This window comes from Gordonia polyisoprenivorans (genome assembly GCF_017654315.1).
GTDB lineage: Bacteria > Actinomycetota > Actinomycetes > Mycobacteriales > Mycobacteriaceae > Gordonia > Gordonia polyisoprenivorans_A.
On the sequence record NZ_CP072203.1, the window covers coordinates 5,508,433 to 5,522,577 of the forward strand.

The window sequence follows — 14,145 nt, forward strand, 5'->3', positions numbered from 1 at the left end:
GACGTCACAGTCCGGGCGCCGCAGAGTCTAACCGTGCCGCCGACGGCACAACGTCTCGATCACGAATACCAGCGAAACGGAGACCCCTCGATGCCACAACCTTATTCATATCCACAACGATCACTGGTGACCGGCGCCGCGTCCGGAATCGGTAAAGCAGTTGCCGCCGAAGCGATCTCACAAGGCGCTCGCGTCGTCGGTCTCGATGTCGACGAGGCCGGCCTACGCGAATGCGCCGCGAAGTTCGGCGACGCCTTTCTTCCGGCGACAGGAAGCGTTGCCGATGCACAATCGGTCGCGGCCGCCATCAGCACCGCCGAGAAGTCTCTCGGGGGTCTCGACAGCATCTTCAATGTAGCGGGCACCATCAGGCCAGCACCGATCATCGAGATGGAGGAACAGGACTGGGATTTCACCCTGGATGTGGTGCTCAAAGGAGTGTTCCTGTGCACCAAACTCGGTGCGCGATCGATGATCGCCGCGGGCACCAGCGGGGCGATCGTCAACATCGCATCGGTCAACGCACACATGCCGCTGTACGCAGGCAGCGCGTATGCGGCAGGCAAGGCCGGTGTCGAGATGTTCGGCCGCAACGCCGCACTCGAACTCGCCCGACACAACATCCGGGTCAACACGGTGCTGCCGGGACTCGTCGAGACGCCGATGGCCGAGTTCATCCTCGCCAACGAGGGCATAATGCGCGAGTTCGATGCCAACGCCGTTCTCAAACGTCCGGCGCAACCCGACGAACTCGCCGCTCCGACAGTCTTTCTCGCCAGCTCAGGTGCCAGCTACATCACCGGGGCCAGCCTCGTCGTCGACGGCGGTTACGAGGTCGGCGGTTATCCCGACCTGAGCAAGTACCTCTGACCGGGCCCTCACATTCCCTCCCTTCAGCCTGAAAGGCCGCACCATGACCCTGACAGCCCGCAACACCCCCGCAGCCGCTCCGTGCACACCCTTCGAAGAAGAGCTGGTGCACATGTTCGACGATGTCGACGCAATGATTGAAACCCTCGAAAACCCTACCCACAGACGCATTTTGATCAACTACCGACGCCACGGCTTGCTCGAGGTCTCGGGTCGCTACGACGAACTACTCGCCGACACGATGACCATCGGACACCCCCACTATCGGATCTTCGAGGGCGGACAACCGGTCATCCTCGACGGTCTCGAGAGCGTGCGCGGCTTCTATCGGACGCTCGCCGAGATGGACATGCTCGTGATGTGGACCGGACGCCAGAAGATGGCAGTCGCCGACTGGGGTTTCGCCGGCGAAGCCGAATTCAGCCAGTTCGTCCCGGGAAGCATGCTGGGCGACAACGTCTTCGCATCACTCGGTGAGCAGGGTCCGAGCGACGGCCCGGCCGCCCACGATCCCGCTGCCTACGATCCCGACGCCTACTACCTCGTTCGCCGCACGCTGGCGTTCGTGTGGCCCTACAACGACCACGTACGCATGATCGGCGAGCACGTCTACGAAGATTCGGCATCAAAGTCGGTCACCAAGGTGGAGCGCTCGGACGTGATCACCGGTGCCCGCGCTGCCGAACTCCTTGCACCACTGATCGACAAGTACGGCCTCGACGGCTGACCCACCGACGGCTGAGCCCGAGAACACACGGTCCATACTTCTCGAGCTCAGCCGTCTATTCTGCTCAGGGGGCGCCGGCCGCGCCCCTCCTTCGTCGAAACCCGTCCCTTGAGGAGAATCCTGATGAGCGATTCGCTGCAGTCCCTGCTCGGTCCGAACCGTCCGGCCGTCGTCGACGATCTGGTGGGGGTGATCGACTCGCAGGTCGCAGCCCAGAAGGGGCTCGGCGGTGCGACCGTCAAGGCTGCATACGGTGCCGTCGGCAAGGTCAAGCCCGACATCGTGAAGAAGGCGACCAACCTGATGCTCCCCGAGTTCGTCGCCGCCCTGCAGCCGTTCTGGGATTCCAAGCCCGCGGGCACACCGTTCGGTGCGCATCTGGCCAGTGACCCCGACACCGCCTCGGAGGCCCTGCTCGCGGTGACCGACGCCCAGGTGGAATCCGCCAAGGCGCCGCTGGCCAAGGCCTACGGCACGCTGCGCGGCAAGGCCAAGGGCTATGTGTCCGAGGCACTTCCCGCCGTCGGCGACGTGATCGAGAAGCACGCGTGACCCGCGGCCGCGGCTCGCTCACCCGGTCACACCCGGGTGGGCGTCACGGCCCTCAGGCGGCGCTGGTGACGACGAGTACCAGCGCGCACACGACGGCGATGAGCGCCGCCAGCATCACCAGCACCCGCCAGACGTGCAGGCGTGCGGTCGGTGTGTCGGTGGATCGTGAAGAGGCGACCGGTGCGGCCATGATCTCCCACTTTCGGTTGTCCGAGGACACGATCACAGTGGCGATCTGCAACCTCGGGTTTGTTACTCCAGTGATCAATGTGTCACAGGTTGCCTGTGGTGTCGCGATTTGCGCCCCGCGTGTCGCCTGGATCACACTCTTGGATTCGTTTTCCGCAGCAGTTCGGGGAAGGAGGGCCGGATGAATCGGCTCAGGGCGCTCGATCTGCACTCGGTGTGGCTGATCGCGATCGCCTGTGCGGCGGTCAGCATGGTGGTCGCCGCCATGGCCGCACTGAACACCGCGCTCGCCGACATCGCCATCGACCTCGGCGCCGACACCGGCCAGATGACCTGGATCGCCGACGGCTACACCCTCGCCCTCGCCGCGCTGCTGCTGCCCGCCGGCGCGATCGGCGACCGTTTCGGCCGCCGCGAGATGTTGATCGTCGGTCTGGCCATCTTCGCGGTCGGGTCGCTGACCGCGATCTGGGCCACCGATCCGACGCAGTTGATCATCACCCGTTGTGTCGCCGGCGTGGGCGCGGCATTCATCATGCCGACGACGTTGTCGCTCATCACCTCCGGCGTGCCGGCCGACAAACGCAGCATCGGCATCAGTATCTGGGCCGCGGTCGCCGGCGCCGGCGCGATCGCCGGATTCTTCGTCTCCGGCATCCTGCTGGAATTCTTCTCGTGGCATTCGATTTTCGTCACCTTCGCCGCGTCGGCGGTGCTGACGGCACTGGTGTGCCTGACGATCGGCACCTCCAAGGACTCCCATCCACGACCCTTCGACTACGCCGGATCGGCCGTGTCGATCCTCGCGGTCACCGGCATCGTGTTCGGGCTCCTCGAGGCCCCACACCGCGGTTGGGACGACGCGCTGGTCCTTCTCACCCTGATCGGCGGCGTACTCCTCGTCGCCGTGTTCTGCCTGATCGAATTGCGCGGCACCCGGCAACTCCTCGACGTCCGCCTGTTCACCAATCGCGCATTCGGCGCCGGTGCGTTGTCGGTGGCGCTGCAGTTCTTCGCCTCCTTCGGCGCCTTCTACCTTCTGCTGCAACGCCTGCAGCTGGTGTTCGACTTCTCGCCGCTGCGCTCGGCCTTCGCCCTCATGCCGATGGTCCTGGGTGTGAGCATCTTTGCGCTGCTGGGCAATTGGCTCGCGGTGCGGTTTCACTCACTGCGCTTCGTGTTGGGCAGTGGGCTGCTCATCGCCGGCATCGGACTGATCCTGTTGGGGGTCATCGACTACGACGCCTACTGGATGATGGCGTGGATGCTCGCGATCTGCGCGATCGGTATCGGTCTGGCGACCGCCCCGTCGACGACCGCGATCATGTCCAACACGCCGCTGGAGAATCAGGGTGTCGGCTCCGCGGTCAACGACACGGCACGCGAGATCGGCGCCGCCATCGGCATCGCCCTGGCCGGCAGTCTGCTCGCCGCCGGATACGCACACCGCATCGGCCCGACCGCCGACCTCGTCCGTGCCGAGCCCGCTGCCGCCGACCACGTCACCAGCTCACTGGCGCAGGCACGGGAGGTCGCGGCGCGGCTGCCCGGTGACCTCGGCGCCCGCGTCCTGCAGGGCGCGCAGGACGCCTTCGTCGTCCCGATGAACCAGGGGTGTCTGGTGCTGGGCATCGTGCTCGTGGTCGGGTCCGTGGTGACCACGATCCTCGCGCCGCGACGGGTGGTTGCGTAGGCTCTCGACGTGCTCTACGTCCACAGTCCACTGGGCACCGCCGTGGCCGTGCTCGCCCTGATCGCCGTCATCGGGATCGCGGTGTCCGCACAACGCCTTTCGCCGGCGATCGTCGCGGTTCCGGCCGCGGTGCTGTTGACCCTGCTCGGCGTCGTGTCGTGGTCACAGGTGCGCGACGAACTCGGGTTCATCGGGCCGACCATCGGTTTCCTCGCCGCCATGCTGGTCGTCGCCGAGGTGTGCGCACGCACCGGGGTCTTCGCCTGGGTGGGTCAGTTGCTCGCGGACTGGAGCCGCGGATCGCCCACGCACCTACTCGGCCTGGTGTTCGTCGCCGCGGCGCTCACCACGGCGGTGCTGTCGATCGACACCACGATCGTGCTGTTGACCCCGGTGGCAGTGGCCACCGCGCGGCGGATCGGCGCCCGGGTGACCCCGGTCGGCACGGCGACCGCACATCTGGCCAACAGTGCCTCGACGCTGTTGCCTGTCTCGAATCTGACCAATCTGCTGGCCTTTTCGGCGACCGGGCTCGGCTTTCTCTCCTTCGCCGGACTGATGGCGGCGCCATGGGTGGTCGCGATCGTCGTCGAATACGTCATCTTCCGGATCTTCTTCGCCGGTGAACTGCGGACCACCGCACCGCAGACCACCCGCACTCCGGCGGAGCCGCCCAGCGGCACACCGGGGAGCGCCACCCGGCGCCCGGCGCCGGTCGTCACCCTGATCCTGCTGGGTCTGCTGCTGTGCGGCTTCATCGTCGCCGAGCCGTTGGGAATTCCCTTGGCCGCGATCGCCGGCGTCGGGGCGGCGGTGATGCTCATCGTTCCGATGCGCAAGGCGCCCGTGGTCACCGCGGTTCGTGCGCTGCGCGCGGTGAACATCCCGTTCCTCGCGTTCGTCGCCGCGCTGGGCATCATCATCCTGCCCATCCGGCTCGGACCGATCGGCGAGGCGATCACCCATCTCATCCCGGGCGGCAACTCGCTGTGGGCACTCCTGGCGGTGGCTGCGCTGGCGGCAGTCGCGGCCAACGTGCTCAACAACCTCCCGGCGACGTTGCTCCTGCTGCCGATGGTCGCCCACGATCACGGCTTGGCACTGGCCATGCTGCTCGGCGCCAACATCGGCCCCAACCTCGCCTACTTCGGTTCGCTGGCAAACCTGTTGTGGCGCGACGTGATGCGCCGCCACACCATCGCGCCGCCGACGCGACGCTACGTGCTGCTGGGCACGCTCACCGTTCCGCCGACCCTCGTCGCCGCGGTCGTCGCGCTCTGGGTCGGCCTGCAGGTGATGTGACCTGCGGTCAGGCTGTCACAATCTGCTGTTCGGAGGCCGCCGCGGTGTTCTTGGCCCAGCGGTAGTCGGCCTTGCCCGCCGGGGTGCGCTTGACCTCGTCGACGAACACGATGGTGCGCGGAACCTTGTATCCGGCCAGCGATTCGCGGCAGTACTCCTGGATCTCGGCGAGGGTGGGCTCCGCCTCGCCGTCGGCGACGCGGGCGACCGCGGCCACCCGCTGACCGTAGCGTTCGTCGGGCACCGGGACCACGAGCGCATCGCCGATCGCGGGATGGGCGTGCAACACCGCCTCGACCTCCTCGGCATACACCTTCTCCCCACCGGTGTTGATGCACTGCGAACCCCGGCCGAGGAAGACGATCGACCCGTCGGCCTCCACGGTGCCCATGTCGCCGAGGATCGAGATGCGACGGCCGTCGGGCAGGGTCGGGAAGGTCCGGGCGCTCTTCTCCTCGTCCTTGTAGTACCCGAGTGGCACATTGCCGATGCGCGCAATGTAGCCGACGTCCCCCGAGCCGGGGTCGATCCGGTTGAGTCGCTCGTCGACGACCATCATCTTGTCGGTCGGCGGCACCCGCAGATTGCCGTTGTCGTCCATCATGATCTCACCGTCGTTGCCCGACTCCGACGCGCCGAAGTTGTCGCGCAGGATGAGTTCGGGTTTGATCGCCGCGAACCGGTCGCGATTGTGGTGCGACCAGATCGCGCCGCCGGAGGTCACCGAGAACAGCGACGACAGGTCGACGTCGTCCTTGCGGCGTTCCATCTCCTCGACGAGCGGCATACCCATCGCGTCACCGACGATGAGGATGATCTGGATCTTCTCGTCCTCGATGCCCGCCACGATCGCGGCCGGGTCGAAGTCGCGCATCAGCACCAACCGCCCACCGAGGGTGAGGAAGGTGAACAACGAGTACGACGCCGCGCCGTGCATGAGCGGAGCCGCGATGTTGAAGGCGATGGAGCCGAATTCCTTGACCGCACTGCCCACCTCGGCGAGATCCTTGCGGGCGTCGCCGTACGGGTTGCCGCCGGAGATGGGCTTGCGGAAGAAGTCGTCGTGACGCCACATCACGCCCTTGGGGTATCCGGTGGTGCCGCCGGTGTAGAGCAGGTACAGCTCGTCGCCGGTGCGGGCCTCGAAGTCACGCGCTTCCGACGCCGCGGCCTCGTCGGCGAACGGCACGATCGAAACCGTGCGCCCGTCGGGTAACGACGCTGCGGCCGTGGTCAATTCGTCGATGATGTCGCCGACGACGAACACCGTGCGCACCAGCGGTAATTCGGGAAGCAGCGCGGCGACGCTGCGTTGATGCTCGGGGAGTTCGACGATGATGCCCCGTGAGTCGGAGTTGTCGAAGATGTAGCGCAGCTCGGAGTTGGTGTACCGATAATTGACGTTCACCGGGACCGCGCGGATCTTCAGCAGCCCGAGCAGGCTGGTGACGTGCTCGACGCTGTTCTTCAGGAACAGTGAGACGTGATCTGCCGTACCGATACCGTTGTCGCGCAACAGGTGTGCCACCCGGTTGGCGAGTCTGTCGAGTTCGGCGTAGCTGATCTGGCGGCCCTCGTAACTCAGGGCGATCCGCTCGGGCACCGAGTCCGCGACGGTCTCGAACACGTCGGCCAGGTTGAACTTGAACGGGGTCTGCGAAACGGGGGTCTGCGAAACGGGGATGTGGGCGTCTGGGGTCATGATTGACGAACTCCTTCGGGGTGTGAGGTCATGCGGTCAGCACCAGACCGCTGGTGGGGACGCCGGTGCCCGCGGTCACGACGACCCTCGTCGCATCGTCGACCTGGTTGACCGAGGTGCCGCGCAGTTGCCGTACACCTTCGGCGATGCCGTTCATGCCGTGGATGTAGGCCTCACCGAGCTGGCCGCCGTGGGTGTTGAGCGGCAACCACCCACCCACTTCCAGCGCGCCCGGCTCGGCGACGAAATCCTTTGCCTCGCCACGACCGCAGAAGCCCAGCTCTTCGAGCTGGAGCAGGGTGTACGGGGTGAAATGGTCGTAAAGGATCGCCAGATCCATGTCGTCGGGGCGCAATCCGGACTGCTCCCACAGCTGCCGGCCGACGAGGCCCATCTCGGGGAGCACCGCCAACTCGTCGCGGTAGTAGCTGGTCATGATGAACTGGTCGGCCGCACTTCCGGCGGCAGCGGCTGCGATCACCGCAGGCGTGTGCGGCAGGTCCTTGGCACGTTCGACCGACGTGATCACCAGCGCCACACCACCATCGGACTCCTGGCAGCAGTCCAGCAGATGCAACGGTTCGGCGATGTAGCGTGAGGCCTGGTGGTCGTCGAGGGTGATGGGCTTGCCGTAGAAGAACGCATTCGGGTTCACCGCTGCGTGTTTGCGGTCGACGACGGCGATCCGACCGAAGTCTGCGCTGGTGGCGCCGTAGTCGTGCATGTAACGCTGCGCGACCATCGCGACGAACGCCGCCGGGGTCGACAAGCCGTGCGGGTAGGAGAACGCATTGTCGGTACCCGACGAGTTCTCCTGATTGGCGACTGCCGAGTTCACCTGCCCGAAGCGCAATCCCGACCGCTCGTTGAAGGCACGGTAGGCCACGACGACGTCGGCGACACCGGTCGCGACCGCCATCGCAGCCTGCTGCACGGTCGCACACGCCGCCCCGCCGCCGTAATGGATGCGCGAGAAGTACGTCATCTCCTCAATGCCGACCGCGCGGGCGACGGCGATCTCGGCATTGGTGTCCATGGTGAAGGTGACCAGGCCGTCGACATCGGCCGGAGTCAATCCGGCGTCGGCGAGCGCCGCACTTACCGCCTCCGCGGCCAGCCGGAGCTCACTGCGCCCGGAATCCTTGGAGAACTCGGTGGCACCGATGCCGACGATGGCGGCCTGTCCGCCCAGTGTTCCCGTCACTTCAGTGTCCCCGTCACTTCGCTGTTCCCATCATTTCGCTCCTGTGTGCAACGTCAGTGAGACCGTCGAGATGACATGTTTGCCAAGGGAATTGGTACCCACCACCGACACGGTGACCGCGTCCTTATCGCATGCGGTCACCTCGCCGGTCAACCTCACCGCATCGTAGGCGTACCAGGGCACCCCCAACTTGAGGGTGATCGTGGTGATGCGCGCCGACGGGCCGGCCCAGTCGGTGACGAACCGCTCGACCAGTCCGGTGTCGGTGAGGATGTTGACGAAGATGTCCTTGGAGCCCTTGGCGTGCGCGAGATCCCGGTCGTGGTGCACGTCCTGGAAGTCGCGGGTGGCCAGCGCTGTCGCCACGACGAAGGTCGGGGTGGCCTCGATCGTCAACTCCGGCAACCTCGTTCCCACCTCCACGGCCGGTGCCGCCTCGATGGTCATGACCGCTCTCCGTTCTCACGCGGGGTGAAGGCGTAGAGCGTCCACGCCGGCGCACCGGTATCGGGGTCGGCGGGAAAGTCGAGATAGGTGGTGGTGACCGGCATCCCGATCTGCACCGCATCGGGGTCCACGCCGCGCAGCTCGCCGAGCATACGTACACCCTCGTCGAGTTCGACGAGTGCGACGACGAAGGGCAGGCCGCGGCCGGGTACCTTCGGCGCGCGGTGCACCACGTAGCTGTACACGGTGCCGTGCCCGGTGGAGACCACGTAGTCGGTGTCCGGCACGGTACCGTCGGCCGCGCGGGGCTTCCAGGTCGCCGGGATCGGCGGATGCCGCAACGAGCCGTCGGCGACCTGCTGGATGCGCAGTTCGTGGGCCGCCACACCGTCCCAGAAGAACGCGGTGTCCCGGGACGCACTGGGCCGCAACATCTTCGCGGGGTCCAGATCCTCCGGGACCGTCGTCGTCCCCGGAACGGTTGGGCCGGCCGGCGGACGGAATTTGAGGATGCGGAAGTCCATCTCGGCGACCACCTCGTCGCCGACCGACCAGGTGTTGCGGGTGGTGAAGAACCAGCCCTCGCCGAGTGCTGTGGTCTTGGGTCCGACGACGTCGACGAGTTCGGCCGACAGGCTCACCTCTTCACCGACCTCCACGTAGCGGTGATAGGTGGTGTCGCAATTGGTGGCGACGACCGAGGTGTAGCCGGCCTCGTCGAACAGTTCGCTGGCGCGCCCGAGCGGATCGTCGGCGCTGCGCACCCCGCGCAGTCCGCGCATCGTCCACACCTGCGCCATCGCCGGTGGTGCGACGATCCCCCGGTGGCCTGCGGCACGAGCCGCATCGGCGTCGACGTAGATGGGGTTGTCGTCACCCATCGCCTCCACCCAGTTGCGGATCATGGGCAGGTTCACCGGATCCCGGCCGGCGACCGGTGCGCTCGGTCCGGCCGCCTTGATCTGTTCGGTGGCCTCGAGAATGGCCTCGCTCGTCCGGGCGGTCATCGCTTGGCCCTCGGCAATCCGAGTCCGGCGGTGGCGATCATGTCGCGCATCACCTCGTTGACGCCGCCACCGAAGGTGATGACCACGTTGCGTTTGGCCTGCACGTCGAGCCATCGCACGAGCTCGTCGGTGTCGGGGTCGGTGAGATCACCATGGCGGGTGAGGATCTCGTCGATCATGCGGTGGATGCCCTGCAGACGTTCGGTCGCGAAGACCTTGGTGGCCGCGGCATCGGCCATCGAGATGGCCTCGCCGGTGGGGGCGACCTGCCAGTTGAGCAGTTCGTTGATCCGGGCGTAGGCGTCGATCCGGGCGAGTGTGCGCCGGACGTCGGGGTGCTCGGCGATCGGTACGCCGTCGGCGCCCGGTCGCTGTGCCCAGCGCCGCACGCGCGCGGCCAGTCCCTCGATGCGTCCGGCGGGGCCGAGCATCACCCGCTCGTGGTTGAGCTGGGTGGTGATCAGCCGCCAGCCGCCGCCCTCTTCACCGACACGCATCGACACCGGCACCCGCACGTCGTTGTAGTAGGTGGCGTTGACGTGATGTGCGCCGTCGGCGGTGATGATGGGCGTCCACGAGTAGCCGGGGTCGGTGGTGTCGACGATGAGAATCGAGATGCCCTTGTGTTTCGGAGCGTTCTTGTCGGTGCGTACCGCAAGCCAGATGTAGTCGGCGTCGTGGCCACCGGTGGTGAAGATCTTCTGTCCGTTGACGACGTAGTGGTCGCCGTCGAGCACGGCACTGGTGGTCAGCGACGCCAGGTCGGTGCCGGCCTCGGGCTCGGTGTAGCCGATCGCGAAATGCACGTCACCGGAGAGGATCTTGGGTAGGAACAGGTCCTTCTGCTCCTCGGTGCCGTGTTCCTGCAGGGTCGGGCCGACGGTCTGCAGGGTCACCGCGGGCAGCGGGACGTCGGCACGGACCGCCTCGTTGGTGAAGATCTGTTGTTCGATCTCACCGAAACCCTTGCCGCCGTACTCTTTGGGCCATCCGACGCCGAGCCACCCGTCGGTACCCATCTGCTTGATCACCTTGCGATAGGTCTCACCGTGCCGCTCGGTCAGCATGGTGTGCGCGTCCTCGGGACCGATCAGGTCGGAGAAGTATTCGCGCAGTTGCATTTTGAGTGCCCGTTGATCGGGTGTCAGATCAATGAACATCGGCGGTCTCCTCGGTGTGCAGGTCCGCCAGCTCGTCGATCCGCGCCGACGACCCCCCGACCAGCCTGGCGAGGTCCTTGGCGATCGAGAAGTATCGGTGCAACGGATAGGTGACGTCGACGCCGAGTCCGCCGTGCAGGTGGATCATCGTGCGCAGGGTCGGGGGCAGCTCGTCGGCCATCCAATAGGTACCGATGGCCAGATCCTGTTGCGCATCAAGATCTTCCGATATACGCCACGCCGCGGAGGTGGTCGCGAGGTTCATCGAACGGCCGACGACGTAGACGTCGGCGAGTTGCTGGCTGACCGCCTGGAACAGTGCGATCGGCTTGTCGAACTGCTGACGGTTGGTGACGTGGTCGGCGGTCAGTCGGGTGGCGCCGGCGATCAGGCCGTCGGCGTAGGCGCACAACGCGATCCGGTAGGCGTCGCGCAACAGCGCGAGGTCGGCGGTCAGCAGGTCGGCGGCGTCGACGGGCACGTCGTCGAAACGCACCGTGTACTCACCCCAGCCGCTCGAGGACGGGGTGCGCACCAGCGCCACTCCGGGTGCCTCCGTGCGTACCGCGACTACTCCGGCGTCGGTGCCGACGAGCAGCACCGTCGAGCCCTCCGCGTGCAGGACTCCGGTTTTGACGCCGTTCAGCCGGCCATCGCGCAGCGTGGTCGACGGGGCGTCGGTGAGTGCACCGCCGAGCTCGCCGAGTGCGACGGCGTGCCAGGCGCCCTCGGCGAGCGTGCCCGCCCATCGCTGCCGCGAGTCGAGGGTGCGCAGCAGCAGCGCCGAGGCCAGTGATCCGATCGCGGGCACCACGGCCGCCGACTCCCCCAGCCGACGCAACAGCGGCGTCAACGCGAGGATGCCGAGATCGTCACCACCCAGCGACTCCGGAAGCGCCAACTGTCCGAGTCCGGCAGCGGTCATCTCGTCCCAGAGCGCGGCGTCGAAGCCACCGACGGTGTCGGTGAACTTCGACTCCCAGACCGTCTCGTGTCGTGTGAGCACCTCGGCGGCGACGTCCCCGACGGCGATCGCCTCGGTATCGACGGCAAAGTCCACCCCGGCACCTCCTATCGCAAGAATTAGAACCTGTTCTAGTTGTATCAGATCAGGCGCGCGGGAGTCCGAGGATTCGCTCCGCTGCGGCGGTCTTGAGGATCTGGGTGGTGCCGCCCGCGATCGACAGGCACCGATTCTGCAATGCGAGATCCGAAGCGCCACCGGCCATCACCGCGTCGAGTCCCAGGAAATCGAGCGCCGCCTCGGGCACCGACTGCCGGTGGGCGACGCCGATCAGTTTGCGCACATTCGACAGCGCCCCGGGATCATGGCCGGCCAGGCGCCGGGTGACCGCACGTGCGTCGAGGACCCGACCGATGTGGGCGTCGGCGACGAGTCGGCCCAGACGTGCCTGCTCGGCGCGGTCGAGCGGCCGGGACATTTCGGAAATCTGGTGCAGCAGCGACTCCATCTCCTTGCCGAGCCCGGAACCGCCCATCGCGACCCGCTCGTTGGCCAGGGTCGTGCGCGCCAGTCGCCACCCGCCGCCGACCTCACCGACCACGCAATCGTCGGGGACGAACACCTCGTCGAGGAAGACCTCGTTGAAGTTCGCGCGACCGGTCAGCTCGCGCAGCGGCCGGATGTCGATGCCCGGCGAGGCCATGTCGACCAGGAAGTAGGTGATGCCCTTGTGCTTGGGTGTGTCACCATCGCCGGTGCGCGCCAGACAGATTCCCCACTGCGCATTGTGGGCCTGTGACGTCCAGATCTTCTGTCCGGTCAGCATCCAGCCGCCGTCGGTCCGGGTGGCGCGGGTGCGCAGCGAGGCCAGATCCGATCCGGCCTCGGGTTCGCTGAACAGCTGACACCAGATGATGTCGCCGGCCAGCGTGGGCGCCACGAAGCGGTCACGTTGGGCGTCGGTGCCGTGCTCGAGGATGGTCGGGATGGCCCAGGCCCCGATGACGAGGTCGGGCCGGACGACACCGGCGCGGTCGAACTCGGCGTCGATGAGCAGTTGGAGCGCGGGGTCGGCGCCGAGGCCGTGCGGCGGCGGCCAGTGCGGTGCCAGATAACCACTCGCGGCGAGCAGCCGACGCTGCTCCCATTCCGGTGCGGCACGCACCTTTTCGACCATCGCACGAACCTCCGCACGATGCCCCTCGACGGCCGACAGGTCGACCTCGAATTCGCGCCGCTGCCCGCCGAGTCCGCGCTGTGACAGCACGATCCGCGCGGGGACGCCGCCGCCGAGACGGGCGCGCAGGGTCATCGCCGAGCGCAGATACAGATGCGCATCGTGTTCGAAGGTGAAGCCGATGCCGCCGAGGACCTGCACACAGTCCTTGGTGACGGCGACGGGTAGGTCGGCGACCAGGATGTCGGCGACCTCGACGCTCAGTGACAACTGCTCGTCGGCGCCGGCGTCGGCAGTGGCGGAGTCGAGGGTGTTCGCGAGATCCCAGGCCGCGGCCTCGACCTGCTCGGTGCGGCACAGCATGTCGGCACAGATGTGTTTGATCGCCTGGAAGGAGCCGATCGCCACCCCGAACTGGGTGCGGACCTTGGCGTAGCCGACGGCGGTGTCGAGCGCCCAGCGGCACACGCCGCTCGCGAAAGCGTTGCGCGCCAACGCCAGTACACCGTCGACGAGGGGTGAGTCGGCGCACACGATCGCCGCGTCCGGCTCAAGGCCGTCGATCGTGACACGGTCGACCGGAGTGGCCCCATCGACCGGGGTCTCGACGGTCGCTTCTCGCGTCCCGTCGCCGGGCGCGAGAATGCGCCACCCGTCGATGGTGGGCAGGAGCAGTACCGCTGCGTCGACGTATCCGGGCACCACCAGCTCCAGCCGATCCCCGATGGATGGCAGCGGAGGGTCGCAGACCGGGACGACTCCGGGCGCCTCGCCTGCGACCACTGCGGCCAGCAGTTCCTCGGCCCGCGGGTCGTCGGTCCTGGTGAGCGCAAGTGCGGTCGCCGCGGTCTCGCCGATCGGGCCGGGTACGAGGTCGCGGCCGCACTGCTCGAGCATGGCGGCGAGGTCGGTGAAGCCGGCGCCCAGACCACCCTTGGATTCGGGTAACACCGCGGCGAACAGCCCGAACTCGGCGAGTTGGTGGAACAATCCCAACCAGTCATCGCCCGGTTTGTCGATCTGGGCACGCGCGATGTCGGTGGTACCGACCCGTGCCGACCAGGCCGCGATGGCCTCGCAGACCGCGAGCTGTTCGGAAGACGTGGCGAGAGTCACGGGATTCCTTCGGTGTCGAAAGGTGACCAGGAACT

Annotated in this window: 13 protein-coding genes; 5 read left to right on the forward strand and 8 right to left on the reverse strand. The window is 67.0% G+C overall.

What is annotated here, in order from left to right:
- Positions 1-126 precede the first annotated feature (126 nt).
- The 3 genes from J6U32_RS24700 to J6U32_RS24710 all read left to right on the forward strand — a co-directional run bounded on the left by J6U32_RS24700 (position 127) and on the right by J6U32_RS24710 (position 2,149).
- Entirely contained in the window at positions 127-870 is a 744-nt protein-coding gene (locus J6U32_RS24700) for an SDR family NAD(P)-dependent oxidoreductase (RefSeq protein WP_244332357.1), read from the forward strand.
- Between the two features lie 43 nt (positions 871-913).
- The gene (locus J6U32_RS24705; RefSeq protein ID WP_208792570.1) at positions 914-1,597 is read left to right on the forward strand and encodes a hypothetical protein; all 684 of its coding nucleotides are present in this window, start codon (positions 914-916) and stop codon (positions 1,595-1,597) included.
- A gap of 123 nt (positions 1,598-1,720) precedes the next feature.
- Positions 1,721-2,149, forward strand: a complete 429-nt coding sequence (locus tag J6U32_RS24710; protein ID WP_006369781.1) for a DUF6918 family protein — start codon at positions 1,721-1,723, stop codon at positions 2,147-2,149.
- A gap of 52 nt (positions 2,150-2,201) precedes the next feature.
- Here J6U32_RS24710 and J6U32_RS24715 read toward each other — a convergent pair whose 3' ends face one another.
- The gene (locus J6U32_RS24715) at positions 2,202-2,369 is read right to left on the reverse strand and encodes a hypothetical protein (RefSeq protein ID WP_238534764.1); all 168 of its coding nucleotides are present in this window, start codon (positions 2,367-2,369) and stop codon (positions 2,202-2,204) included.
- Between the two features lie 150 nt (positions 2,370-2,519).
- Between J6U32_RS24715 and J6U32_RS24720 the strand changes: the two genes are divergently transcribed.
- Together J6U32_RS24720 and J6U32_RS24725 are read left to right on the forward strand one after the other, a co-directional pair.
- On the forward strand, positions 2,520-4,031 hold the full coding sequence (locus J6U32_RS24720; protein ID WP_208792572.1) for an MFS transporter: 1,512 nt from the start codon (positions 2,520-2,522) through the stop codon (positions 4,029-4,031).
- Between the two features lie 9 nt (positions 4,032-4,040).
- Positions 4,041-5,333, forward strand: coding sequence for an SLC13 family permease (locus J6U32_RS24725; RefSeq protein WP_208792573.1), 1,293 nt, complete (start codon positions 4,041-4,043; stop codon positions 5,331-5,333).
- A 7-nt stretch (positions 5,334-5,340) separates the two neighbouring features.
- On the opposite strand, the gene J6U32_RS24730 is transcribed toward J6U32_RS24725, so the two are convergent.
- Genes J6U32_RS24730 through J6U32_RS24760 form a run of 7 tightly spaced genes read right to left on the reverse strand, consistent with a single transcriptional unit; the run spans position 5,341 to position 14,110 of the window.
- Positions 5,341-7,035 carry an AMP-binding protein gene (locus J6U32_RS24730; RefSeq protein WP_208792574.1) on the reverse strand — a complete coding sequence of 565 codons (1,695 nt, stop codon included), beginning with the start codon at positions 7,033-7,035 and terminating at the stop codon, positions 5,341-5,343.
- 28 nt (positions 7,036-7,063) lie between these two features.
- Positions 7,064-8,239 (reverse strand): lipid-transfer protein, encoded by a 1,176-nt coding sequence (locus tag J6U32_RS24735; protein WP_208792575.1) that lies wholly within the window; start codon positions 8,237-8,239, stop codon positions 7,064-7,066.
- 30 nt (positions 8,240-8,269) lie between these two features.
- Complete coding sequence (locus J6U32_RS24740) at positions 8,270-8,686, reverse strand: MaoC family dehydratase (protein ID WP_244332359.1); 417 nt, start codon at positions 8,684-8,686, stop codon at positions 8,270-8,272.
- Positions 8,683-9,693 (reverse strand): bifunctional MaoC family dehydratase N-terminal/OB-fold nucleic acid binding domain-containing protein, encoded by a 1,011-nt coding sequence (locus J6U32_RS24745; RefSeq protein ID WP_208792576.1) that lies wholly within the window; start codon positions 9,691-9,693, stop codon positions 8,683-8,685. Before J6U32_RS24745 ends, J6U32_RS24740 begins: the two co-directional genes overlap by 4 nt.
- A complete protein-coding gene (locus tag J6U32_RS24750; protein WP_208792577.1) occupies positions 9,690-10,853 on the reverse strand; it encodes an acyl-CoA dehydrogenase family protein in 1,164 nt (387 codons plus the stop codon). The genes J6U32_RS24745 and J6U32_RS24750 overlap by 4 nt, the downstream gene beginning before the upstream one ends.
- Positions 10,843-11,913 carry an acyl-CoA dehydrogenase family protein gene (locus J6U32_RS24755; RefSeq protein WP_208792578.1) on the reverse strand — a complete coding sequence of 357 codons (1,071 nt, stop codon included), beginning with the start codon at positions 11,911-11,913 and terminating at the stop codon, positions 10,843-10,845. Before J6U32_RS24755 ends, J6U32_RS24750 begins: the two co-directional genes overlap by 11 nt.
- A 49-nt stretch (positions 11,914-11,962) precedes the next feature.
- Complete coding sequence (locus tag J6U32_RS24760; protein WP_208792579.1) at positions 11,963-14,110, reverse strand: acyl-CoA dehydrogenase; 2,148 nt, start codon at positions 14,108-14,110, stop codon at positions 11,963-11,965.
- Positions 14,111-14,145 lie beyond the last annotated feature (35 nt).